Raw genomic sequence first — 23,160 nt, 5'->3', positions numbered from 1 at the left:
GGATGGTAAAAAAGCAAAAAACCCGGAAAACCGGGCTTCTTGGGGTATTTTCGGACCGTGTAGGACAGTCTGAAAAGGGAATGGTGCCAGAAGAGGACTCGTTATAATGGTCTACATAATTGATATTGTTTTTATTTTTCTTATTACTGAGCGCGCCGTTACCCGCATTTTTACCCAGATTTCGCACTGATTCCGTAGTTCGGTGCCTTTATCCACAGAAATTTTCCTTTAGTGGTCGAATGCCTCTGCGTGTCTCAATGCACCCATTCATGACCTGGCGGGGAGTATCTGAGCCAAATTGGGTAAACTCTCGACCAGTCTGCCCGAGCTTACCTACCTACGGCGAATTCCGCAAAGCCTGGCACCACTCAACGAAAGTCTCTGCCGCATCCATCAATCCCTTAGAACGCTTCTTCTGTTCCTTGTTGATATGCTCAATTGCCGCAAATGAGACAGGCTTGCCATGAGCTACGTCGTTCCTCAAAGACCAGAGTTCGGCAAGTTCTCGAAACTGCGCAGAATGCTCCTGTTTGAACGAACGGCCTGAAATCTTCTTCAGTCCACCTTCGATATGTTCGATTAAATTGAACCCTCGGGCCACTTGCCATTTGTCGAATTGCGATCCCGGATTTGCTTTCGCCCAAAGCTCCTCAACAACAATATCCTTAACCCCATCACACGCCCCAGCAGCGTTGAGCACGAAGAAAGCCGCATCACCTGCGGTTAGACCATAGCGCGCGTCCAGAAGCTGCAACTCGAAATATGGAACGGGTTCGCGGCTTAGCGCCCTGTCGATTGCTTCCCTCCACATGGCAGTGCCGATGCTGCGTTCACGAAGACCGGACGTGGTTCCCTGTCCTCTCGTTAAAGGGGCTTCTAGATTACGGCCGCGCGTATCGACGCGGAAATCGTTTCTGTAAAAGCCATATAGGGGCGCGACCGACCTACCGATCCACCACTGTTTTGAGGCCGCCCGTAGATGATTAAAAAATCCACTTAGAAACTCTTCGAAGTCTAGATCGCCATAGTCATCGATGCGCATACTGTCCATTGGCATGTCGCTGGACCGAGCGTCATCCCAGCGTAGCTCCATTGCGGTGGGCTTTCCGTCTTTCGCAAGTCGGGGGTAGGTGGCGAGAGTGCGGAGCGTTTTGCGCTCGCGGATATTCAAGGGCGTACCTGCGGGCGTAGGGATTGCGTCGACTGTGATTGATGGCATCCAGATGTAGTTGTCCGGCGAACTTCGAAATGGAGGGTAGAACCGCGTAAATCCACTGGGCCGCGCAAGCTCGTAGATGGTTGGAAAGTCTTGCTCATGCATGATCATCCAAAAAGGGAAGCTCAGCAGTTGTGTTCGTCCTTCGCTCACGCAAGAATCTCCGTATTTGCTGTCGGTTCCAACTAAGGAAGCAGTGCCCTATTTCCTCTCCGTGCGGTTCAGCCAACAATTCACTGGCCGAGGGACCGTGTCGATCGGCGATTGAATCTTTAGCTGAAACCTGATGCAACTCAAGCGTTTTGTGGTATGGTTCCACCACCTCGGGGAATGTCGTTAACCGGGGCGTCGCGACGCCTCCCACATGGGAGTTATCGTGATGAGGATACTGTCAAAGCGGCAGGTGCGTGAGTTGGTCTTGTACTCTCCCCAACACATTGCCCGCCTGGAAGCCGCCGGCCAATTCCCCAAGCGGGTACGGCTTGGGGTCAACAGAGTAGGCTGGGTGGAAGAGGAGGTGCTGGCCTGGCTCAAGGAACGCCTGGATCGTAGAGAAAGCGCCTAACGGCTCTCCCGAAAGGGAGGGGGTGGTGCGACGGCACCACCCCACTACCTATTTTTTCTTATGCCAGATCGCGCAGGGAATCTTGAGGCCGGAAGACCGACGATATTCGCTGAAGCTCACGAGCTTGAATCCTCGCTTCTCCAGCCTTGCTTTGACTTGCTTCACCCGAGCCCCGTAGGCCCAGTACCAAGCAACGTTGCCGGGGTTCTTCTGAATCTCGACTTTCGCCAAACCGCTGATGTTTGTCAGACCTTTCGATCCTGAGTCCTTGCAGACGACCGAGACGGGCATTTCGCCGTTCTTGTCGAGGGTCTTCGAGATGCGTATCCATTCAAACCCGCTGACCCAACCGGTGCTTCTGGCAAATGCCGCCGACGCATTTGCAGAGATGACGGCGGCGACCACTATTACGCTGATGGCCTTAATCATGGCTTCCCCTTTCAGTTGTCACGATCAAAAGCACTTCGCCACGACCCATCCTCCTCGTTTCGGGTCGCGCACATAAATCCATCCCGGCCTGTCTGAAAGCTGGTACTTAAGTCCGAGACTCGTCGTGCCCATGTGGTTCCCGCGCTTCAGCCCCTTGGGTGCTTTTGCTGTCCTGCATTTCGCGGCCTCTGCCGGAGACATGAAACCAGGCAGGGTGAGATTGACCCCGACAGCGGTGGCAAGCAGTAATGCGGGCACGAGCTTCTTCATGCAGTCCTCCTTAATGATTGTCTTCTGTTGACAAAATACCCCGCTGCCGAAACTGGCAACTGGGTATCCAGGGAGTTATTTATTAGTATTTAGCCCACCCACATTTCCCAGTGGAGGGAGTGTACAGAATGAGAAATCGCGGACGCAGGGTTGTATAGATGACGCCATTGAAACCTTTGAGCCGCACATTGCTCACGCCACCCCGTTTCAGGGTGATCTGGTACTTTTTCACGAACACCGTCTGACACGGTGCTGCCGCTGCTGGCGCGGCAGCACCGATTGCGAAAGCGAAGGCGATTGCGAAAAACTCATACCTGATGGACCTACTTGATGATGCTTTAAGAAAAATGCCGGCCGATCGCCGAGCTGAATGGGCGATGCTTTTGCGTCTCAAGATGTACGTGCCCATCGCGATGTATTCCCCCAAAGCACGTGCCAAAAACGGTCCTATGTGACACAATGTTTTGCATGGGGTCTTCTCGCTTTCTCCTCCCTGGAACTCTCGGAGTTCTGTGATGAGAGGAAGCGGGGCGGCTTAACCGGCGAATATGACCATTTCTGTCAAAGGCAAAACAACCAGATCGCGCATCAAGAAATCAGCAGGCACCGCTTGCGATACCAGGGCGACGAAGCCGGCGATGATTGGCTATGCTCGCGTTTCGACGGATGATCAGAACCTCGCCTTGCAACAGGACGCGCTCCGCGCGGCCGCCTGTGACCGCATCTTTGAAGACAGCGGTGTCTCGGGAACGGAATGGACTCGACCCGGCCTTGACGCGGCGCTCGCTACCCTCAGGGCGGGCGACACGCTCGTGGTGTGGCGTTTCGATCGACTTGGCCGTTCCCTGGTCCAGCTCGTCGGCCTGATCGAAGACCTTTCCGAGAGAGGTATTGGCGTGCGGTCACTCACCGAGAGCTTCGATGCTAGCTCGTCGGGCGGCAAACTGCTTTTCCACCTCATCGCGGCGTTGGCGGAGTTCGAGCGGACGCTGATTGCGGAGCGGACCCGAGCCGGCCTGGCTGCCGCCCGTGCGCGCGGTGTCAAGCTCGGCCGTCCGCCTCGCTTCAACGCTAGCGAGCGGGACGAGGTGCTTCGATCGGTACGCTCCGGCAGTCCAGTGAAGGAGGTGGCCCGTGCTCATGGTATGCATCCGCGCATGGTCTACAGGATTGTGGAGGCTGCTTCAGAATGAGTTACGGGATGGGGATAGTTTTCTGTTTCTGCATCGCTATTCGCATGAGTGAGAGCGCTGCGAAAGTGGAATTTCCCCAATTCAACAAGATGTACCGACCGCACGATGCTTCTATTTTGCCGGAAAATCGTATACAATTTGAATATGAAACTAATTTATCTCTATTTTTCTTTGTTTTTAACCTCAATTCTAATAGCGGCCTCTTTCGCTACATATGGCGTTAGTCGCTACATTGCGGATCTAAATCCGATCATTGTGGATGGCATTACCGATAAGACGCCAATGGTTTCGAATGCACCGATCGAACATCTTGGCGACGATGTCAAATCAGAGGCGTCACAGAATCAAATCGTTGCGCTTGAATGTACCGACAAAATGCGCGATTCTGTCAAAATGCTTCTTGAAGATGAGCCGTACATCTACAAGCAATATTCAATGCAAACATGCGACCACGTTGGCGATGGCGTTTATCATATTACAGTCCGGCCTTCCAATTCCGAGGACCCCTCTCCTCAATCTTTAAGATATGATCGAGATACCGATAAAGCAGAATGGCTCTACCGTGGGGGCGACGTGGCAAGCGCTTCGCCCGGGGGTAGATTTTTGCTTGTATATAGTGGGAAAAAGAACGAGATTAAAGTATATGATGTTTGGAAGAAAACAACCGCCGATGTCAAATCTGACGAGGGCATTTTTTGGTTCGGCGAGCGCTGGGAACAAGCGCTTATTTCGTGGGTAGGTACGGGCGAAATTATTGTTGGAGTATTGCCAGCGGAAATCGCTGATAGGTATGTCGGACAGAGCGAAGTCGCTGGTTCTGTACTCAAGCTAGAATATATAGACCTATACCATATACAAGTCGAAGCTTTATAGAATAAATAAAATAGATCCGTTGAATTAACTGAATAAACTGGATGGTCTGACGAAGATAATTTTTTTGAGGAGGGGTGAGGTGCTCATTGTTCCCGTTTCATACAGCAGTCCCGTCAGGATTACACAAACTCCATTTAGCGGCTCCCATTCCACAGGATTTGATGCGGCGGCTTTAGATTTTGACGTCGACTTCGGAACAGCAGTTGTTGCTATCACCTCCGGCAGATTGATTTCGGCGTTCTGTGGAGATGCGGAAGGCGAAGACAACGGATCACGTTTCGGAAACTTCGTCACTATTGAACATTCTATTGAGAAAGACGGGGGAACCTTCAAGTTTTACACAACTTACGCTCATCTGGAGAAGGATAGCGTGCTTGCGCTGCTTTCGAAGTATGATCTTTCGACGGACGCGGCCGGGTACTGGGACGCGTTAGACGATGATGGAATGTATGAGGGTAGCCATAGTTACTGGATCGGCGCAGGCGAAGAAATAGCCCGTACAGGAAATACGGGCTTCCTTGACCGAAGCGGTGGTGGGGATGGCTCTCATCTACATATTCACTTTAGCAAATGGCATGCCGATGGTTCAGGCTTAAATCATGGTACAGACGGCTGGTATGCCGATGGTCGTCCAAAAGATGACAATAGGGCGCTGTTAAACGAGCTAACTTTTTTCGGTGGACAGAAAGAAGGAGGCGGAACAGACATCTCCCTCTCCGACATTGGAGTTGGAAACGAGTTTAACAGCAATTTACTTCACAACAATGCCTATACCAGCGACATTATCACCGGAGGGAGTGGCGACGACATATTCCTGACCGGCTCTGGCAACGATTTGTTTGTCGGAGGTGGTGGCAACGACACAGCCATATTTTCAGGGAGTCTCCAAGAGTTCAATATTCGGCGCATTGGCGAGACAGTTCAGGCTCGGCGCTTGGGCGAACAAGGATGGGATCGTTTTGAGGAGGTGGACCGATTTAGGTTTAGTGATCGAGAAATTCCTTTTAGTTCGCTGCCTACCAATTGCCTTATTCGCGACGGAGTTCAAATCAACCACACCTATGAGGCTATCGGAGGTTTTCAAGCCGTTCTGACCAGTTCGTCAGCGAGGACGTTTTTGTTTAATCTCGCAGACCTGGGTCGTTCAATGCATGATCTGCTAACGAAGAGTGTGCGGGAATTGTTGCTCGAGAGCTTTTCGATAATCGAACCAATTAGCAATCTGTCAGGTGCCAATTTCGAGTCGAATTCGCCCGAGCGCCCAACCTTTTACCAACTGAACTCGTCAGAACTCCCGACTCTCTTTCTGGACACAAGTTATACACAAATCGGCATCGTCGGCCTGGAATCTGTCAATATCAGCGATGTTATGAGCGTTGAGCCGGTTTCTGATGATCATGGGGATACCATAGCCGACGCAGCGACTTGGGTATCAGACTCGGTCGGTGCCGCCGAGTCCATTTCGGGCAAAATTGAAACCGGGGCCGATGCAGATGTTTTCAGCGTCAAAGTCGCCGCCGGGACCGAATACACCTTCTTCTCGCTGGCAAATATCTCGACCTACACCGAACTGGACACCGTTCTCGAAATCTTTGACGCTCAAGGCAACCGCGTCGCGTGGAATGACGACTCTGTGCTCGGGCTATCGTCCTTCATTCGGTGGACGGCGGCAAGTAGCGGAACCTATTATGCCAAAGTAAGCAGTTATAGTGGCACGATTGGCAATTACACGCTCTATGGCAGCGACCAGTCCAGCAACGGCAATGCCGAAGGCCTTAACCAGACCGATGAGCCGGACCTGCCCTCCACGCCGAGCTACTGGCACTGGGAAGGCGATGATGATGACGACCACCCGAGCCGTTTGATATTGGAGCAAGGCGGTGCGCCAAGCGTCGAGGAAGACAACCGTTATCGAGGGCATGATGGGGACGATGTAATCTATGCCAACGACGGTGACGATATCGTCTACGGCGACGATGACGAGGACAGACTCTACGGTGAGAACGGTGACGACACGCTCTTCGGCGGCGAGGGAGAGGACAGACTTTACGGCGGCGAAGACGACGACCAGCTCCACGGCGAGGACGACGATGACGATTTGAATGGCAATGACGGTGACGACTACCTGCACGGAGGCGTGGGAGACGACGATGTCGATGGCGACGATGGCGATGACTACCTCAAAGGCGGCGCTGGGGAAGATGGCCTCAGCGGAGGTGATGGCAACGACGAAATGTATGGTGACGAGGATGATGATAGCCTGAGAGGCGGTTCTGGGAATGATCTACTTTTCGGCGGAGAGGACGACGACGAACTTTGGGGAGACAGCGGCGACGATCGTCTAGCCGGCCAAGCGGGTATCGATGTCCTCAGAGGCGGCCTCGGTGATGATTTGCTGTATGCCGGCGACGGAAACGACATCCTCATAGCGGATGGCGGCAATGATCTCCTTCATGGCGAGGATGGAATTGACACCGCCGATTTTGGGGACGGTGAACTCGGCGTGACCATCAATCTCTTCGACGAGGTCGCGGTCAGCGATGATTTCGGTCGCGATACCCTGTACGATATCGAGAACATCATCGGTTCAAATGGCAATGACTCCATTGACGGCGATCACGAAACCAATGTCCTCGAAGGTGGCAGGGGCGACGACCGGATTCGCGGACATAACGGCGATGACGATATCAATGGCGGCTGGGATGACGATATTGTTTGGGGCGACGAAGGAAACGATGTTGTTCATGGCAGCAACGGCGACGATGAGGTTCGCGGCGGCCTTGGCGATGACACTCTCTACGGCGACAGCGGCGGCGACGAACTACGCGGTGAGCAAGGTAACGACCTGATCTACGGTGGCTCCGGGATAGATGCCGCATTCTTCTGGGGCGAGCGCCAGGATTTCAGCATATTGCGAAATGACGATGGCTCGTACCGTGTCGAAGATCTCAGGTCCGATGGGCAAGAAGGTATCGATACCGTCTATGAGATCGAGGCATTTCGGTTCTTTGATGGCGACGTGGCCGTCGAGGACATCTTGAGCACGGCGCCGACCGCCGAGCACGACGAAGTTTCGGTGACCGAGGATGAGGCGATTCTTTTCGATGCAGCCTTAAACGACAGCGATGTTGACGAAAACGAGCTTTTTGTTTCGGCCGTGGATGCTGACGGTCAAAATATCTATGCCGAGATGGTCGATGGTAAGGTAGTCATCGATCCCAGAGGAAAATTCGACACCCTAGACATTGGCGAAACGGCGTCCATCACCATTGCCTACACCGTTTCAGATGGAACTGGGTTTTACGGCACGAGCGATGTGACGGTCACTATTACAGGCGCCAAGGAAAGTGTTTTGCTTTCGGAGGTCGGTCGCAATTTCGTGGGAACAGAAGATCATGAAGATATCGTTGGAACCGATCGCGCCGATAGAGTGGATGGCGGTGACGGCAACGATATATTGCGCGGCTTTGGTGGAAACGACCGCCTATTGGGAGCAGACGGTGCTGACCGTGTCGAGGGCGGCAAAGGTGTGGATTTCATATCCGGTGGCAGTGATGACGACCTGCTGATCGGAAACGGTCAGGACGACATTTTCAAGTTTGCTAGACGATTTGACAAGGACATCATCGCGGACTTTCAGCCCGGCAAGGACGTAATCGACCTGCGTTCCTTCGACCTAACTTCCTTCAAGGAACTTCGCAAATTGAGCTTCACAGACGGCGACAATGTTGGGTTCGATTTCGGGTTCGGTGACGAACTGATTCTTCAAGGCGTGAAGCGTAGAGAACTTGAAGCTGACGACTTTATGCTTTGAATAGCGGCGGTGCGCAGGGCTTTGCGCCGCTAACAGTGATGGGGATATTGATTGGATATTCCTATCCCCATCGCTGCCATATTTTCGTAGACATACCTGCTCATAGCGCCAAACGGAAATCGACCCATCGAAAAGCGAGCCATGCACTTCCGCGCATAACCAAGCCCTCAAGCTGATGCTTGAGCCCTTTCTGTTTATCCCGGCCGTCCGGGCAATATTGGGGTGCAGTCACTCACAAACAGACAATGGCAGACCCCAGCGGGCGGGCCTCATAGTCGCATATTGAACGATAGACATCGATCCACATAATGGCGACGTCTCGGTTGCCATCGCGCTCAGACACGAGCGCGCGGGTCAGGGCTTCTGATGTCGCCAGGTCGCCATAGATTTCCAAAAGAGTGTTTTGTGCCTGGAGGCGAATTTCCTCGTCAGGCTCTGCTCGACTACCGCTCACCTATGGTCCTCGCGCGAATATCAAAGCGTTGTCCTACTTCTAGTTTTATAGATCGTAACAGTTGAGTAGAACCAGGTCGATACCCCAAATACGGGGTATTGACACTTGCCAACGGGCTTCGTTTGGCGTCAAATACCCCTAAATTTCGAGGGCCAGAAATGGACGACGGGCATGGACGTGCAGTATTCGAGAAAGTCTTCGCGGCAATTAAAGCCAGCGCCAATGTAGAAAGCGCGGTAAATATCTTTCGTGATGAGTATCAGGTGGCCAATGCGACCTATCATCTCGCGCAGACCGTCACCGGCAATGTGGATTCTCCCTTCGTCCGGACGAGCTATCCCGAAAAGTGGGTGGCTCGTTACCTGATGCGCGACTACGTCAAGATCGATCCGATCGTGCAGGAGGGCTTCGCCAGACAGCTGCCGTTCGAATGGTCGGAGCTGGAGCCGACGCCGGCGGCCTATGAATTGATGATGGATGCCATCGCGAATGGCGTCGGCCCGTTCGGCTACTCAATTCCGGTCACGGACAAAGCTGGGCGGCGTGCGCTTTTTTCAATCAACAATGCGTCTGCTGACGAGGAGTGGATCAACAAACTGACCGTCAACCGGGAGAATTGGGCGGAACTCGCTCACCTGATACACCGGAAAGCCATAACCGAACTCCACGGCGACAAGGACCCGTTGCCGCAGTTGGGGCCTCGGGAAATAGAATGCCTCACCTGGACCGCGCGCGGCAAAAGCGCGAAGGAAATCGCCATTCTCCTTGGACTTTCCGAACACACGACGACGACCTATCTCAAGTCGAGCCGTTTCAAGCTCGTTTGCTCGAACCTTCCTGAAGCCGTTACCAAGGCCATTCAGATGCGGATCATCAATCCTTAATACCCCAATTCTGGGGCACCTGATTTGGTTCGCCAATCGGTGGGAATTTCCGCCGGTCCCGATTTGGATCATGTTTCCCTTCGGCAGAAAGCCAAAAAGGGGAACTCCAATGTTTATCACGATCCAGTCTCATGAATATTCCAAGCATGCCTGGCTCACCGATCAAATGTACCGGCTGCGCAAGCGGGTATTCGCCGATCAGCTCAACTGGGATGTACCGGTCGTCGGGGAATACGAGCGCGATGGTTACGATGCAATGCGGCCGGTTTACCTCGTCTGGTGCGACGACAGCAAGCAAAAGCTCTACGGCTCCCTTCGACTGATGCCAACCACCGGCCCGACGCTGCTTCACGACGTGTTCCGTCGCACCTTCCCGGCCGATGTCGATCTGATGGCGCCTGGCATCTGGGAAGGAACCCGCATGTGCGTCGATGAGGCAGCGATCCAGGCGGACTTCCCCGAGATCGATGCCGGTCGTGCTTTCTGTCTCTTATTGCTGGCACTCTGCGAATGTGCCATGGCGCACGGCATCCACACCATGATTTCCAATTACGAGCCGCAACTCAAGCGCATCTACAAGCGCGCTGGCGCCGAGGTCGATGAATTGGGTCGTTCCGATGGCTTCGGCAAGTACCCGGTCTGCTGCGGGGCGTTCGAGGTATCTGACGAGGTGCTCGTGAGGATGCGCACTGCGCTCAAAATCGATCTGCCACTGTACAGGAAAACGCCCAGAACGCCTTCGCCTGTGGTCAAGAATCTCATTGCTGCGGCATGATTGGAACAAGGGGATGGGAACGGTGAGTAACGAAATAATCTATCGCCGATTGGCTGAACTCCTCGACCAAAGCGTCGATCTCGCCAAGGCAGCGGATGGGCAAATCCTAGTTTATCTCTTCGAGATGGCAAAGGTGGAGTTGCAGTCGCTCAGGAATGGCAACGACAATGGGGACAACGACAGCTTTGTCACGATCAAACATCAGCGCTAAATGGTGTGGAGCGGTCGGACCCCGTGTTGACGGTTGCTTGACCTTTTGCCAGAAATTGCAAAAGTGATCGGCTAACGCAACCAGGAAGGAGACCGCTCCATGTCAGACCCCGTGGACGTGAGTGTTGGACGACAAATCCGTCTGCTGCGGCAACAGCGAGACCTCTCGCAAACTGCATTGGCGGACAGTATCGGGGTCACTTTCCAGCAAGTGCAAAAGTATGAGAAGGGCTCGAACCGCGTTAGCGCCAGCCGCCTCGTACAAATCGCCAAGGTCCTTGGAGCGGACGTATCCGTGTTCTTCAAAGGCATCGAAATGCCGGAGTCGAACAACGACAACCTCCCGTCCGGCGAGCTGTTTACCCGGCAGGGTCTGGCGCTGCTTAAGGCCTTTCATGCGATCAAGGACAATCGGCTCCGGCTCAAGATGCTAGCGCTGCTCCAGGCCGTCGCGCATTCCACCGTGGATGACGGCGAACCAGAGGCGCCACCAGCCAGCTGACCCGGCACGGCTCATCCTTTGAATATTCAGCCCATTGCGCGTCACTTCGCGAGGGGTTCTTTATGGGGATACTGATGGGGTTTCTGTATCCCCATCGCCAACCTGTTTTGGGACGCGGACATACCTGCTTATTGCGCTTCATAGCCGAATGAAAATAGGCCCATCGGAAAAGTGATTTATGCACTTCCGTGCATAACCCCACTCACGGCCTCTCCCTCTCGCGCTGCGCGCATATGCATACTATTGACGGTTGCGTTCAATGCGATACACTCGCAATCCTTCGGAGCATCGGGAGGGCGACTGATGAATCTGTTACTGGCAAGGGATCAATCCAGCGGCGCGATCTTTTCTCTGGTGCCGCTTCGGTTCGGCAGCGGCGTTATCTTTCATCTCAAGGCCGAACTGGAGCTTGACGCCGAGGAACAGACGCTGATCAAGAAATACCGCTTTGCCAAAACGGCATTGGTGGTGAGCGATCCAATCGACGACCTCAAGCAAGCTTTCCGGCCGGCGCTGCTTCTCGGTTTTCTTGTCTTCATCCTATCTTGGTTCTTCATTTCGTTCTGGTCTGCCATACCGCTCATGATGCTGGTCACGGTGATGATGACCGCCGTCTATTTCAAATCTCTGCGGGAGCAGATTCTGGTTTCCGATCTGCTCGACGGTGGCCGCACCTTCCATTGCGACAGCATCATCGCACTGGTCAAAAAGGAGGCGTTCCTTGAAGTGGTCTCCGAATATCTGCGGCAGGTTTTAGAAAGCGCCAAGCATTGGGATGAACGCGAAGTGATCGTCATCCGGCCATTGGACAAGGCGGCGGCGAAGCTCGCTGTGCTAAAAGGTGGCTGACCAATATCCCATTTGGCGCGGATCGCTTTTTCTGGAGAATGTAGGCCGCAGCCTGAAGCGCACGTTCGCCAACCCAAGCTGTCTTTTGCGGCGTTTGTGAAGGGCACGACCACGACCGCAGTTGCTATTGGCATACCGGCCGGCAGCATGGAAAAGGAACCAAGAATGAACGCCGAGGCACGGCAGCAGCTTCGTGACGCCATGCGTGCCAAGTATGCTGTCCACCATACCGCGCTACAGGGGCAGCAGGAGAGTTCACCACAACCTGAAAGCAACGATGAACCAGACACAGGCGAACCTATGCCGTGGAATTGATGCTGCGCACATCTTCGTCTTTATGGATTGCAATTCCTATGCCGGTGGAGATTCCGGTATCGGTGGAACACCCGCACAACGGCCGGGTCGCACGGACGGTAGGTCTGTGGGCTTTTCCTATTTGGCATGAAGAACGATGTTGCCGTGCTTGTCGGTTTCTGTCCACCAGTCCTGGGGCTCGTCGCTAATAACGTCATCGAGCATTTCGATCCAAATCGCCACCGACACCCAGAGGATGCGACGTTTGGTATTCATGTACGAATAGACGTTGAACAGCAGGTTGCTGGGGTCGGTGATATCCCAGACGAAGCCGTTAGCGTGCATCACTTCGCTCGATAGCTCGCTGTATTTGATCCCCATTTGATGCGACTTATCCAAATCGAAATAGTCCTTAAGGTTCATACCGACTTTATGCGAGACGAATGAATAGCGAGGGTTTGGCTTGGCCATGCTCGCACGCACCTGGATTCGCTTTGCCGCGACTGGATCGGTAACCGCGTTATCTTCGACGAGTTTGCGCACGACGAATGCGCTGTAGTAGATTGGCCGATCCGCACGAAAAAAGTCCTCGGCCTTACAGTTCTCATCCAGACGAAGAGAGGCGATGTCGTTGCGGTATTGGCCAAGTTCGCGCTTCCAATGTGCATCTTGAAACAGCATTGATTAACTTGCCTTCTCCAAAAAAAAGATGCCGCGCCATTATGTTGGCCCGGTAGATTGGGTACTCCGTGACGGTCGCCCCAAATCGCGACGGATACATCTAACAGGGCTGACGGCCCAGCAGAAGCTTAGTGACGGGCTTCCGCGACAGCACTTTCCGTTGTGTCCGAGCACCCTGAGGCAAGCGAGGACGAGCCGATACTCTGAAACTCACGACACTCGCGAATTTGTGATCGGTGAACATACCGGAGCGCCGACGTCCAAAGCAATACATACCGCCCCGTAGCGAACGTTGATCGCCGGCGTTGCTATCGGCATCGTCTTCTCAGAGGGGAGAGAAGAATGCCGCGTGATCAATTGGGCCGCCGCTCACGCTTCAAGCGCGCGCCGAGCGGCAAGCGAATTTTCCTCACCAAGCGGGATACTGATATTCTCCGTCTGCTCTTTCGCTATCGGTATTTGCGGGCGACGCAGCTTATAGCGTTTCTCCGTCCTCGATCCGAGAAGCGGCTGATCGAACGTTTAGGTGACCTCTACCATGAAGTTGCCCTCGTTGATCGACCGGCGATACAATGGCGGCGTTTTGATGCTCGGTATATGCCGCTTGTCTACGAACTCTCACCGAAAGGGCTCCGACACTTGGAAACTTGTGGCTCGTTGCCGGATCGGGCGACAACATTCGCGCCGAAGGGCCGAACGGGCGCGACCCCTCAATTTGACCACGCTATGATGATCGTTGACGCTCTTGTAGAGGCAGAGATAGCTGCGAAGAAGGCGCCAGATCAACGGTTCGTGCCGGTTGATGAGATTCTCGCCAGGATGCCGGAGAGGACTCGGCACGCTAAGCAGCCACTAGCCATCCCTGTAACCCTTCGGACAAGTCATCACATGCCGAGCCTGACCGCGCCGATGTCCACCCACATCGTGCCGGACGCGCTCTATGGGATTGAGTATCTGATCGACGGCGAAAAGCGATATCGCTTTTTTGCGCTCGAATGCGAGAATACGAGCCCGAAGAGGCGCTCCACTGCCAAGCTATCAAGCTTGGTTCTGAAGCAGGCAGCATACGAGGAAATCATAACGGCGAAGGCCTTCAAAGAGTATTGGGGGGTTCCAAACTTGGAGTTGCGGATTCGATCTATAGATTGTTGAAAGAATTGCTTCACGCGGGCTTCATTCGGCCACAATTTATATGCTTCAATAGAAAAAGGCGATCGGAAACCTTCGAAGAAGCCGACCGCCTTATGCATGGAGACGAGCATCCCCAAGATGTAGTGATCCGCAATGAATCACCTACAAATTATAGACCTTAGGATCGCCGCTTGCAAATTTTCATCTGGGGATAAAAGCCGAATTTCTCGGTGGCTTCGTTCAATCATGAATGGAGCCATTGATGAGCTTTCTTCGTGGAAATGCAATACCCTTTGGCGGTGGCGACGCGAGAATGCGACGCTTGCTCGGACTTGTAGATGAGGCAGAACCGGCCGAGGCGAACTTCAGCGAAGATTCGCAGTGGCCCCAGACAAGCCAACCCACAACGCACGACCGGGAACTCGCTTCACAGATTAGGCAGCTTGCGACTGAACTCGCCGACGCGAAACTGCGCATTATCCAGTTGGAAGCTAAAAGGCCACAGCCAAAATCTGATTAACCTGGCTCCCGATCGATCACCACCAACGCCAATGCGAGTGCCTCAAAAATTGTCGTATTGCGAGGCTCCGAATCCCAGACTTTCCGGCCGTGTGGAAGGCGCGGCTTTAGGTCGGGAAAACGATCGGCGAGAGCAGCCGCCTCGGCGTATTTGTTACTGAAGTTGCGCGGGCGCAGCACGGAAATGTCGTAGAGTTCCATGTTTGCGACAACGTCAGCGATGGTTTCGATAATGACTTTCGTTCGCTTCCCCTTGCGGCAACCCTCGGTAATCTTCTCCATCACCACCACGTCGGGTTTTGTGCGGCCTATCCAGAGCCTCGTCAGTCGCGTAGCTTCCTCGGGAGTTTCAGCCGCCTTCTTTGAAAGCTGCCAAGTGTAGAGTTTCCTCCCGACCAAAAGGACATAGCCAACACGGCCCGACGACGCCGCTATTCCCATAACCCTACGCCCCTTCATGTGTCGCAGTGGTTAGGGCTTCTAGCCGCATGGCGAGTTGCGAAAGGGTATGCGCACGATTGAACATCTCCGGCAGGTTGCGGGGAGCGGAAGGGATTGTCCGCAGCCGTTCGATCAGATTGTTGGCCATCGAGCCGCGCACTCCTGACAATAAGCTCTCCATCGGCTGGCCAAGCACGATCGAGAGCGTCGCAATCTCACGGACGGTCGGCATGGTACGGCCAGCCTCGATACGCGAGATACGCGACTTGTGAACACCCAGTAAATGCGCGCAGTCGGCCTGACGCAGACCGGCCTTGTTCCGCGCCACCCTGATATCCAGAGCGATGCTGTTTTGCTTTTTCATAGGAATGAAATTTAGCTGGTAACAAGCTGAAGATAGAGCAGTCACGCATGCGCAAATAGACGCCCGAACTTGCAGATTCGGCATCCCGCTGTTGGCTACAATTTCAGAGTTACACTTTGGCCAGCCACGCTTCCGAGAGCTTCAGGAAACGGAATACCTCCGCAGAATAACGCATGCGCTGCATGACCAGTGGATTATTTCCCCAGAAAGGGCGTCTTCACTGTTACGCCTTTCTGTCCTCTATTCAAAAACCACCACGCTCTTTGTTCGGAGCGTCTCTCGGCATGGCTAAGGCCATGCCGGCGACGTCCTCACAGCGAGCGTGGTGGTTTTTGGTAGGTAGGTGTGGAAAGTTTAGCTGATCAGCATCCGAATGCTAGACGGCCGGAATTGCCGGAACCGCAGTCGCGGCCATCTATCGCATCATCGTCGCTTCGCTACGATGTTTGGATGAACAACAAAATGAACGACGATCGCATTCCGCCCGAGTTGGAGCGCTATCTGGCACTTTGCGAGCGTATCTACGAGCGGATGGTGGAAACCGGAGAATGGCCATGGCCAGACTCGCCGAATTTCGAGGATGTGGTAGATTCAGGCGATAACGACAATGGCGTATGAGTAAATGCTTTGGCTATGTGCGCGTCTCCACCGTCAAACAAGGCGAAGGCGTGTCGCTCGACGCCCAACGTGAAGCGATCGAGCACTTCGCGGCGCGAAACGGCATCACCATCGTCAAATGGTTTGTGGAGAAAGAAACGGCTGCCAAATCCGGCCGCCCGGTATTCAATGACATGATTCGGCTCTTGAAGCGGCGCAGCGCCGATGGCGTCGTAATGCACAAAATTGATCGCTCGGCCAGAAACTTTGCCGACTGGGCCAAGATCGGTGATTTGTCCGACGCCGGTATCGATGTTCATTTCGCCACCGAGAGTTTGGACTTCCGTTCCCGTGGCGGTCGGCTCTCCGCCGATATCCAAGCCGTTATCGCCGCCGACTACATTCGCAATCTTCGGGAAGAAACCATCAAGGGTCTCACAGGGCGACTGAAACAGGGCCTCTATCCGTTCAAAGCCCCACTTGGCTATCTGAACAACGGCGGCGGACAGTTGAAAACCATCGATCCGGTGCGGGGACCGCTCGTGAAGCGTGCTTTTGAGTTGTATGCCGCAGGTCGCTATTCATTGCGCACCCTCTCGGCAGAGACGATTCGGCTCGGCCTTCGAAACGAACACGGCAGGCCGCTCTCCAAAGGGACCGTCGAAAAGATGCTCTCCAACCCGTTTTACGCAGGGGTGATGCGCATCCGGCGCACCGGCGCCACCTATCGCGGCAATCACGAGCCGCTGATTTCCGTCGCCACGTTTGAGGGTGTGCAGGCGATCAAGGCTGGAAAGGTCCACAAGAAGGTCACCCGGCATAGCCACACCTATCGCGGGCTCTTTCGCTGCCAAGGCTGCTTCCAGTCTATGATCCCCGAGTTGCAAAAAGGTCATATCTATTACCGCTGTCAACAGGCGGATTGTCCGACGAACTGTGTGCGCGAGGAGGTCTTGGAGGATGCAGTGGCGATCATGCTCAGCCAGACTACGCTGACGGCGGAGACGCTCGACGCTATCACGGCGGCGGTAGAAAAATGGATTTCAAAGCATCCTCATATCGCTGACATTCGTGCGATAACCCTCCAACTTAGCCAGCTTGAAGGACGCCTGGATCAGCTCACAGATGCACTTATCGACCGGCTGATTGACAAGGAGACGTTTAACCGTCGGAAAGAAGTCCTGCTGCTTGAACAGGCCGAGCTTGAAAAGCGGTGTGCAGACGCTTGCCGGGACAAGGCCAGTCCACAGATGGTGAGGCGATTTCTCGAACGCATAAAAAACCTTGCAGAGCACTATATTTTTGCTCCGAGCGATGAAAAACGCGAGATTGTTCAAATCGCCACCTCGAACCGGATGGTCTGGAACAAATCTGTATATCTAGAACCGTCGAATTGGCTGAAAGAGACGCAAGAAGCACTTGCTGTCTCCTGTGGTGGCCCATCTCGACTCAGTTCTCGAAGGGTACCCCAGTTGGTTAATGAGCAAGTTGCTGCGCTGGTCGATTTGGCCAACTCCGATGAATCGGCGCGACTTGAAGAGATCGCCGTGCGTGCCGAGAAGCGTCTGGGGAGGGCGGTCTGTTAAGCATATTCCAAAGGACTTAATCAGGCTCTTTAAGCTCTGCAAAGCGAACCTCCGGGAATGCGTCATTCGATTGCGCGGTGAGCCAGGCCAAAACCGGCGGCTCGCAGCGTCCGCGCGATTTTAGTGCCACAGCGAGGCGAACGCACTCACCACGGATGAGGCTAAGTGCCTTGGTACGGGAGTCCGATATGTCCCATTGCTCGTAGTCAAGATCGAGCAGCAATAATTCTAAGCTGTCAATTAAGCGATGCTGTTCATCTTCATTCAATAAGTCGGCAGTTAGCAAATGACGTGCAGCCGAAAGTGAATGAAGAAGGCCAGGCTCGCGGCGGGTAGCACACATGCCAACAATGTCAGCGCTGAAAACTGCTGGCACAGTTAAACCGGTACGTTTTCTAAGTGTCAAAAAGTGCGCGACCGCATCTATTCCAGCTACGACGGTGGCTTCATGACGTCCAGCCAACCCTTTTCGTACAAGTTTTATCGCTCGCTCGGCATCGGTGGGTGACATGTGCGCCAAATGAGCCGAAGTCACCAGTAACGATGGAACATCGTTACTCTCGATTGCAGAAAACCATTGCTCGATGAGCGACGTGTCAAACATCTCGGGCGTGAGATTTGGAAGGACGGCCCACGTCAGGCAATAGCCAATTTCTCTATCAATAGCATCTTCAACGCGCCCTACATCTATCCAATAGTCAGGCGCGTTCCGCACTGGTGGCTTCCAGCCGATGCAAGCCTTGAACATGGCCAACGCATCTTCGGCTTTTAATTTGTAACGGCCGTTGAACCTTTTGCTGGACGCGCCGTGTACTGCAATCAAATTGCTAATGCTGATCTCTCCTCGCACCAACGGTTCAACCACCCATTTGTGAAATGCCGAACAACTGACCGCTTCCGCCGGTTCGGGAAGCATAAGGAACATATGAGCGTAGAGTTCGTTGTGATTGGGCAAGCCATCTTCACCGCTCCGCCGATCCCAAATCGCAGTAGCCAGAAGTGACATCTCTCCTGGACGCAATACATCCGCCTCCATAAGTAAAGACAAGCGCAGCAACGCCAGTGACCGATCAAGTGTTTCTCCAACTCTCACGACCTCGATAAGCTCCGCTATTCGCCAATCCCAGTTGGGGCCGGTATCTCTCACTTTAAAGTCTTCTGGCTCGAACGCTTGGGACAGCTCCGGCCAACGCTGCTCGATACCACCAATCTTCTTCTCTCTCGGCAGGCGCAATCGAAGGCATTCAAATGAAAGCTGACCACGAAGCGATGGCGGCACCGCTTCAAGAGATCGATGGAGCAGGTTACTCAACGGCTCCGATAACCACCAATGGGATAAGCCGGTATGTTCACTTATCTTCATGCTCCAAAGGAAGGCCTCCTTCGCCTCTTCCGGTTTATGACGTATCATCAGCCGAGATAGCAGTTCCAAAAAAATACGCGTCTGTTCAACCCAGCTATTGTTTCCGGCTGCCAATTTGTGCAGTCCATATTCGATAGCAGCGCGCAGTTTTTCTGAGATTTCAATTACTATGTCATCCGGGAGCCGCGCCACGTCGACACGGCTGAACATTCGATTGATGAGCCCTTTGGATTCGCTGGGAAGATGGTTTGCGGCCAACCAGATAAGAGGGGCAGAAATAGTTGGCGTAACTTGAATTGCCCGAGCGATCCTGTCGCTGAGTACACCCGTATGGCCAATACGATCCGACAAGCCCACCGTTTCAGCCAGTTGAATTAGCTCATCCAGCACAAGTGTCGTAGAACCGCTGGTGAATGTGACCGATTTTGAATGATCCCGATATGAACCCGCGTCAAATCTCGGTTCGATCACGACAGCATCCGCAAGACGCTTTTCCCATTCCTTCGAAACTGCTCGGTCGATATCATGCAGGTGATCCCAAGGGTCACAGTCAGTTGCATGATACTTGGTTGGCCAAGAGACGTCGTCGATTTCTTCGTCGGCTTGCCGTAATTCCCAGCGTGCGCATCTCATTAACCAGGATGCCCATGCTTCTCGAGACAGCAGCCAGATAGAATTGCGTTCGCGTGCTCTTAATTCATGCAGTTTACGCTGCGCCTGTTGGATTGCCTCAGCAGCCTGTTGGTCCTCACACAAGGCACAATGCAAATACGCGCGTCTCAGCTGCCAAACAGGATCATCACCTTTCACGAACGACAAAAACTCGGATAGTTTTTCGAAATTGAACTCGTTTTTTGCCCGCAGGGCCTGTTGATAGCGGCATATTGTGATAGCTTCGGGGTCGTCTGCGCTTTCCAGCGCTGCTAGCCACTTGTCAAAGTCTTGCCAGTTATGATTGTGTCTGGCATCGGCCAACAGCGCTGCAATTACTCGGATACGATCGCTTTTTGAGAACGCATCTTTCCCCTTTTCGTTCAATTCAGAGGCAAAGGTATCTCGCATGAAGTCATCTAACGGCCAAAGCGCTGTTTCATAGCGCCAGGCGAGTTCCGCAACAGCCTTTACGCGAAGGTGGACGGCTGCCTTAGGTAGGGCCGTCCGCATTTCGCGATACCAACGGTTTGTCTCCATTCGAAGGAACTGCCGATGGTGAGAAGGCGCAACAAGCCACCCCGGATAACCAAGGCGATCGGCTTCCCAGGTTTCCGTCAACTGCCGCACAATTTCGTCAGGGGCTGCGCCTGTTGGAGCTTGATGGGGCACCGGCGTGCGTGTCCATTCATGCGCGGGCTTTGGTTTTGCCGCCCATAGCGCATCCAAAAATAGTCGGGTTGCTGTTTGATGCGCGTCGTCGGGTTCCAAACCATTGACCAGAGGGCCCAAATCGATTGGCGAAACGTTGTGTTGCTCCAGCACCTGCCGCTGGGAGGCGGAGATGTTTAATGCTCCCACGAGGCGGATGCGGCGCGCGTTGTCTCCAAGTTGATCGCGTACCCAGCCAGCCCATTGGAGGAAATTTGGATCATCGCCTGAGAAACCAAGCAGACACAACTCATTTTCCAGAAGGACTTGTTGCGCGAGATTAATGAATGCTGCGAATTTTCGAGGATAGGTTCTGAAATCCTCGCTCGTGAAAATGAAAGGCAGGTGTGAGGGAAGACTGCCGTGTAGCTTTACGATTCTTGGAGACCGCGTCCGAGCTATATCAGTAACGGTGCGAACGACATCATAGGATTTGTCAGGGTCACGCAGCGTCGTTCGCTCAAGAAGTGTGTCCCAATTCGTTGTCAGAACGTCTGCCCAGGGGAGGGAGAGCAGGCGGCCATGAAGTGCGGATGGCATCCATTGCTCATCCGGTACCAATCGGCGAATCAGAGCGTCAAGAGCATGTTGTCCCAATGCAGCCCTGTACTCTTCTGCCAGCTTCATCGGATCGTAGAATTTTGATGAGCCAGGATACAATCGTGCCAACATTTCCTTTTCAAATGTCGACCAAAGCGGCGGCACTCGGGTAGGTTGGGATACCCTCTTTGCGCTGCGACTGAAGCCTGCACCAACCATCACCGCCGCGCCACGCACCTCATTTTGCCCCCATAGAGCTTCGCGCACCTGGCAGATGGAGGAGTAGTCGGGCAAATCTTGCATTGTTGGATGCGCTGACATTCAGTCACTCAGATGGTTGTTTAACGATAACCCGTTGATAGACTACTTATACCAAAGATTGTAGTTCTCATTAGTATAGTTGCGTACCAAGCTATGAGGGATCGTATCGGCTACGCAGGAATGCGCGCGTCAAGCAGAAATTACGACAGCGCTTGGTTGGCCTCCACTGTAGTGGGGCCAATCTCGATCACTGCTCGGCGAGGCCTCAAATTGCCAGATCAGAAAGCCAGCTCAATTTCATTTTTCTGAAACTCGGGGGGCCTAGCGTAAGATTTCCATCTTGCGCTGGCCAATACTGAAATACTGCTCATCGATCGTTACTCGTGGAATCTGCTCTACCGAATCGCAGTAGCCGATGTTCCACGTAGACCCGCCATTCACATCCCACTGGCGAACTCGATACTCAAGGCTAGCACCTTTCAACACAAAGTGTGAGAACGGCACCATTCGCGCCACAAGCCTGAAATCGCCTCGAAGACCCGCTTGTGAGGCGGATGTACTCCAATCGGTTGAAAATCGAACAAATCAATCGCACATTTGAAGAGTTTCTCGCTGATTTGGACGAGGAGGTGGGCTTCCTCCCTGACCACGCGAAATACACTATGAAGGATAACCTGCAAAAAACTGCGAGAATCCAATAATGTATTAAGCGTTCCCCGCAAGCCCTTGCACGCGGCAAACCACGAGGCTTTTGAAGACCCGGTCTCCCTAGACGCCGGCTCTGAGGTCGTCCAACAGGTCCGCCCATTCCTGCATCAACTTTACCCGCTGATCCCAATAGGTGGCGCGATTATAGGTGCGCCGGATCGCGTTCTTGTCCTGATGGGCCAGGACTGCCTCAATCACGTCCGCGTCGTATCCTCGCGCGTTCAGGATGGTACTCACGGTTGCCCGGAAACCGTGGGCGGTCACTTCATCCTTGGTGTATCCCATCCGGCGCAGTGCCGAGTTCATCGCATTCTCGGACAAGGGGCGCTTGATGGAGCGGATGGATGGAAAGACCAGCGTGCCATACTCCGAAAGCGACCAAACGTCGTCAAGAACGGTGAGCGCCTGCTTGGACAGCGGTACGTCGTGTGGAGTGCGCATCTTCATCCGCTCGGCCGGAATGCGCCAGACGGCTTTCTTCAGGTCGAATTCGTCGCGGGCAGCGCCGCGAACTTCTCCCGGTCGCACACAGGTGAGAGCGAGGAATTGTAGCGAGGCTTTCAAAGTTGGCCAACCGTCGTAATCATCGATGGCCTGGAGGAGTTGGCCGAATTTTCGTTCGTCGGTAACGGCGGCGCGGCCAACCACCTTCGGAGGCTCAAGTGCTCCCCTGAGGGCGCCGGTAGGGTCATTCTCGGCACGTAAAGTCACGATCGCATGGCGGAACACACGACCGATCGCGCCACGCATCTTGCGCGCCGTTTCTCGCCTTCCGGACTTTTCGATCTTTTGCAGAAGCTGAAGGATTTCGGCGGCAGTGATTTCTTTGATAGGGCGCTTCGCTAAAGGTGCGGCGAGGTCTTCAAGATACCAACGGTTCTTTTCCGCCGTTGTCGATGCGTTTCGTGATCGGGAACGTTCAAGCACCTCTTCGACGATAAGCCCGAACGTTGTGCGTGCGGATGTAGCGGCGTTGATTTTTTCCTCCTTGCGCTTGGCGGAAGGATTGATGCCGTTGGCCAGCAGCTTCTTGGCTTCGTCTCGCTTGGCACGGGCTTCTGCGAGGGTAATGAGTGGGTATTTCCCGAAGGAGAGGATATTTTCCTTTTCCAGATATCGATATCGGAGCTGCCAAAGCTTGGAACCGTTCGTCTGAACGAGAAGATTGAGCCCATCGCCGTCGGCGAGTCGGTATTGTTTTTCCTTGGCTTTCGCGTTCTTGCAGGCGATATCAGAGAGTGACATGGGTAACGCCTTTCTGGGTAAAAGCGGATTACCC

The 23,160-nt window shown here is 53.9% G+C and carries 20 protein-coding genes; 12 read left to right on the top strand and 8 right to left on the bottom strand.

From position 1 onward, the window contains the following. Positions 1 to 337 precede the first annotated feature (337 nt). On the bottom strand, positions 338 to 1,369 hold the full coding sequence (locus ACSQ26_RS18805; RefSeq protein ID WP_436011503.1) for a hypothetical protein: 1,032 nt from the start codon (positions 1,367 to 1,369) through the stop codon (positions 338 to 340). Positions 1,370 to 1,580: 211 nt separating this feature from the next. On the opposite strand from ACSQ26_RS18805, the gene ACSQ26_RS18800 reads away from it, so the two are divergent. Beyond that, positions 1,581 to 1,781 carry a helix-turn-helix transcriptional regulator gene (locus tag ACSQ26_RS18800; RefSeq protein WP_436011501.1) on the top strand — a complete coding sequence of 67 codons (201 nt, stop codon included), beginning with the start codon at positions 1,581 to 1,583 and terminating at the stop codon, positions 1,779 to 1,781. Positions 1,782 to 1,829: 48 nt separating this feature from the next. Here ACSQ26_RS18800 and ACSQ26_RS18795 read toward each other — a convergent pair whose 3' ends face one another. Together ACSQ26_RS18795 and ACSQ26_RS18790 are read right to left on the bottom strand one after the other, a co-directional pair. Continuing rightward, positions 1,830 to 2,210, bottom strand: a complete 381-nt coding sequence (locus tag ACSQ26_RS18795) for a hypothetical protein (protein WP_436011499.1) — start codon at positions 2,208 to 2,210, stop codon at positions 1,830 to 1,832. A 24-nt stretch (positions 2,211 to 2,234) separates the two neighbouring features. Then, a complete protein-coding gene (locus ACSQ26_RS18790) occupies positions 2,235 to 2,480 on the bottom strand; it encodes a hypothetical protein (protein WP_436011497.1) in 246 nt (81 codons plus the stop codon). A 548-nt stretch (positions 2,481 to 3,028) separates the two neighbouring features. Between ACSQ26_RS18790 and ACSQ26_RS18785 the strand changes: the two genes are divergently transcribed. The 8 genes from ACSQ26_RS18785 to ACSQ26_RS18750 all read left to right on the top strand — a co-directional run bounded on the left by ACSQ26_RS18785 (position 3,029) and on the right by ACSQ26_RS18750 (position 12,034). Continuing rightward, positions 3,029 to 3,673 carry a recombinase family protein gene (locus ACSQ26_RS18785; RefSeq protein ID WP_436011496.1) on the top strand — a complete coding sequence of 215 codons (645 nt, stop codon included), beginning with the start codon at positions 3,029 to 3,031 and terminating at the stop codon, positions 3,671 to 3,673. A gap of 138 nt (positions 3,674 to 3,811) precedes the next feature. Continuing rightward, complete coding sequence (locus tag ACSQ26_RS18780; protein ID WP_436011494.1) at positions 3,812 to 4,546, top strand: hypothetical protein; 735 nt, start codon at positions 3,812 to 3,814, stop codon at positions 4,544 to 4,546. Between the two features lie 79 nt (positions 4,547 to 4,625). After that, positions 4,626 to 8,360, top strand: a complete 3,735-nt coding sequence (locus tag ACSQ26_RS18775; protein ID WP_436011492.1) for an Ig-like domain-containing protein — start codon at positions 4,626 to 4,628, stop codon at positions 8,358 to 8,360. 612 nt (positions 8,361 to 8,972) lie between these two features. Then, complete coding sequence (locus tag ACSQ26_RS18770) at positions 8,973 to 9,698, top strand: LuxR family transcriptional regulator (protein ID WP_436011490.1); 726 nt, start codon at positions 8,973 to 8,975, stop codon at positions 9,696 to 9,698. 109 nt (positions 9,699 to 9,807) lie between these two features. Then, a complete protein-coding gene (locus tag ACSQ26_RS18765) occupies positions 9,808 to 10,473 on the top strand; it encodes an acyl-homoserine-lactone synthase (protein ID WP_436011488.1) in 666 nt (221 codons plus the stop codon). A gap of 22 nt (positions 10,474 to 10,495) precedes the next feature. After that, positions 10,496 to 10,684 (top strand): hypothetical protein, encoded by a 189-nt coding sequence (locus ACSQ26_RS18760; protein ID WP_436011486.1) that lies wholly within the window; start codon positions 10,496 to 10,498, stop codon positions 10,682 to 10,684. Positions 10,685 to 10,783: 99 nt separating this feature from the next. Continuing rightward, on the top strand, positions 10,784 to 11,185 hold the full coding sequence (locus ACSQ26_RS18755; protein WP_436011484.1) for a helix-turn-helix domain-containing protein: 402 nt from the start codon (positions 10,784 to 10,786) through the stop codon (positions 11,183 to 11,185). A 243-nt stretch (positions 11,186 to 11,428) separates the two neighbouring features. Next, positions 11,429 to 12,034: a hypothetical protein gene (locus ACSQ26_RS18750; RefSeq protein ID WP_436011482.1), complete on the top strand. Its 606-nt coding sequence runs from the start codon at positions 11,429 to 11,431 to the stop codon at positions 12,032 to 12,034. Between the two features lie 432 nt (positions 12,035 to 12,466). Here ACSQ26_RS18750 and ACSQ26_RS18745 read toward each other — a convergent pair whose 3' ends face one another. Next, positions 12,467 to 13,009 carry a hypothetical protein gene (locus ACSQ26_RS18745; RefSeq protein ID WP_436011480.1) on the bottom strand — a complete coding sequence of 181 codons (543 nt, stop codon included), beginning with the start codon at positions 13,007 to 13,009 and terminating at the stop codon, positions 12,467 to 12,469. 342 nt (positions 13,010 to 13,351) lie between these two features. Here ACSQ26_RS18745 and ACSQ26_RS18740 point away from each other — a divergent pair, with 342 nt between their 5' ends. Then, positions 13,352 to 14,161, top strand: coding sequence for a replication-relaxation family protein (locus tag ACSQ26_RS18740; protein WP_436011478.1), 810 nt, complete (start codon positions 13,352 to 13,354; stop codon positions 14,159 to 14,161). A gap of 495 nt (positions 14,162 to 14,656) precedes the next feature. On the opposite strand, the gene ACSQ26_RS18735 is transcribed toward ACSQ26_RS18740, so the two are convergent. Both ACSQ26_RS18735 and ACSQ26_RS18730 read right to left on the bottom strand, forming a co-directional pair. Next, positions 14,657 to 15,100 (bottom strand): hypothetical protein, encoded by a 444-nt coding sequence (locus tag ACSQ26_RS18735; RefSeq protein WP_436011476.1) that lies wholly within the window; start codon positions 15,098 to 15,100, stop codon positions 14,657 to 14,659. Between the two features lie 4 nt (positions 15,101 to 15,104). Further along, entirely contained in the window at positions 15,105 to 15,464 is a 360-nt protein-coding gene (locus ACSQ26_RS18730) for a helix-turn-helix domain-containing protein (RefSeq protein ID WP_436011474.1), read from the bottom strand. 450 nt (positions 15,465 to 15,914) lie between these two features. Between ACSQ26_RS18730 and ACSQ26_RS18725 the strand changes: the two genes are divergently transcribed. Beyond that, entirely contained in the window at positions 15,915 to 16,082 is a 168-nt protein-coding gene (locus ACSQ26_RS18725; RefSeq protein ID WP_436011472.1) for a hypothetical protein, read from the top strand. Then, the gene (locus tag ACSQ26_RS18720) at positions 16,079 to 17,647 is read left to right on the top strand and encodes a recombinase family protein (RefSeq protein WP_436011470.1); all 1,569 of its coding nucleotides are present in this window, start codon (positions 16,079 to 16,081) and stop codon (positions 17,645 to 17,647) included. Before ACSQ26_RS18725 ends, ACSQ26_RS18720 begins: the two co-directional genes overlap by 4 nt. A gap of 16 nt (positions 17,648 to 17,663) precedes the next feature. Here ACSQ26_RS18720 and ACSQ26_RS18715 read toward each other — a convergent pair whose 3' ends face one another. Together ACSQ26_RS18715 and ACSQ26_RS18710 are read right to left on the bottom strand one after the other, a co-directional pair. Beyond that, positions 17,664 to 21,233: an SIR2 family NAD-dependent protein deacylase gene (locus tag ACSQ26_RS18715; protein WP_436011468.1), complete on the bottom strand. Its 3,570-nt coding sequence runs from the start codon at positions 21,231 to 21,233 to the stop codon at positions 17,664 to 17,666. Between the two features lie 708 nt (positions 21,234 to 21,941). Next, positions 21,942 to 23,126 carry a tyrosine-type recombinase/integrase gene (locus ACSQ26_RS18710; RefSeq protein WP_436011466.1) on the bottom strand — a complete coding sequence of 395 codons (1,185 nt, stop codon included), beginning with the start codon at positions 23,124 to 23,126 and terminating at the stop codon, positions 21,942 to 21,944. Positions 23,127 to 23,160: the final 34 nt, after the last annotated feature.

The organism is Rhizobium sp. LjRoot254 (genome assembly GCF_964254105.1).
Taxonomy (GTDB): Bacteria; Pseudomonadota; Alphaproteobacteria; order Rhizobiales; family Rhizobiaceae; genus Rhizobium_E.
This window is presented reverse-complemented; position numbering and strand designations above follow the sequence as displayed.

What these genes read in the sequence shown, in the direction of transcription:
- ACSQ26_RS18800 (WP_436011501.1), top strand. Translation starts at nt 1,581, where the DNA reads ATGGGAGTTATCGTGATGAGGATACTGTCAAAGCGGCAGGTGCGTGAG.
- ACSQ26_RS18795 (WP_436011499.1), bottom strand. Translation starts at nt 2,210, where the DNA reads ATGATTAAGGCCATCAGCGTAATAGTGGTCGCCGCCGTCATCTCTGCA.
- ACSQ26_RS18790 (WP_436011497.1), bottom strand. Translation starts at nt 2,480, where the DNA reads ATGAAGAAGCTCGTGCCCGCATTACTGCTTGCCACCGCTGTCGGGGTC.
- ACSQ26_RS18785 (WP_436011496.1), top strand. Translation starts at nt 3,029, where the DNA reads ATGACCATTTCTGTCAAAGGCAAAACAACCAGATCGCGCATCAAGAAA.
- ACSQ26_RS18770 (WP_436011490.1), top strand. Translation starts at nt 8,973, where the DNA reads ATGGACGACGGGCATGGACGTGCAGTATTCGAGAAAGTCTTCGCGGCA.
- ACSQ26_RS18765 (WP_436011488.1), top strand. Translation starts at nt 9,808, where the DNA reads ATGTTTATCACGATCCAGTCTCATGAATATTCCAAGCATGCCTGGCTC.
- ACSQ26_RS18755 (WP_436011484.1), top strand. Translation starts at nt 10,784, where the DNA reads ATGTCAGACCCCGTGGACGTGAGTGTTGGACGACAAATCCGTCTGCTG.
- ACSQ26_RS18745 (WP_436011480.1), bottom strand. Translation starts at nt 13,009, where the DNA reads ATGCTGTTTCAAGATGCACATTGGAAGCGCGAACTTGGCCAATACCGC.
- ACSQ26_RS18740 (WP_436011478.1), top strand. Translation starts at nt 13,352, where the DNA reads ATGCCGCGTGATCAATTGGGCCGCCGCTCACGCTTCAAGCGCGCGCCG.
- ACSQ26_RS18735 (WP_436011476.1), bottom strand. Translation starts at nt 15,100, where the DNA reads ATGGGAATAGCGGCGTCGTCGGGCCGTGTTGGCTATGTCCTTTTGGTC.
- ACSQ26_RS18730 (WP_436011474.1), bottom strand. Translation starts at nt 15,464, where the DNA reads ATGAAAAAGCAAAACAGCATCGCTCTGGATATCAGGGTGGCGCGGAAC.
- ACSQ26_RS18725 (WP_436011472.1), top strand. Translation starts at nt 15,915, where the DNA reads ATGAACAACAAAATGAACGACGATCGCATTCCGCCCGAGTTGGAGCGC.
- ACSQ26_RS18720 (WP_436011470.1), top strand. Translation starts at nt 16,079, where the DNA reads ATGAGTAAATGCTTTGGCTATGTGCGCGTCTCCACCGTCAAACAAGGC.
- ACSQ26_RS18715 (WP_436011468.1), bottom strand. Translation starts at nt 21,233, where the DNA reads ATGTCAGCGCATCCAACAATGCAAGATTTGCCCGACTACTCCTCCATC.
- ACSQ26_RS18710 (WP_436011466.1), bottom strand. Translation starts at nt 23,126, where the DNA reads ATGTCACTCTCTGATATCGCCTGCAAGAACGCGAAAGCCAAGGAAAAA.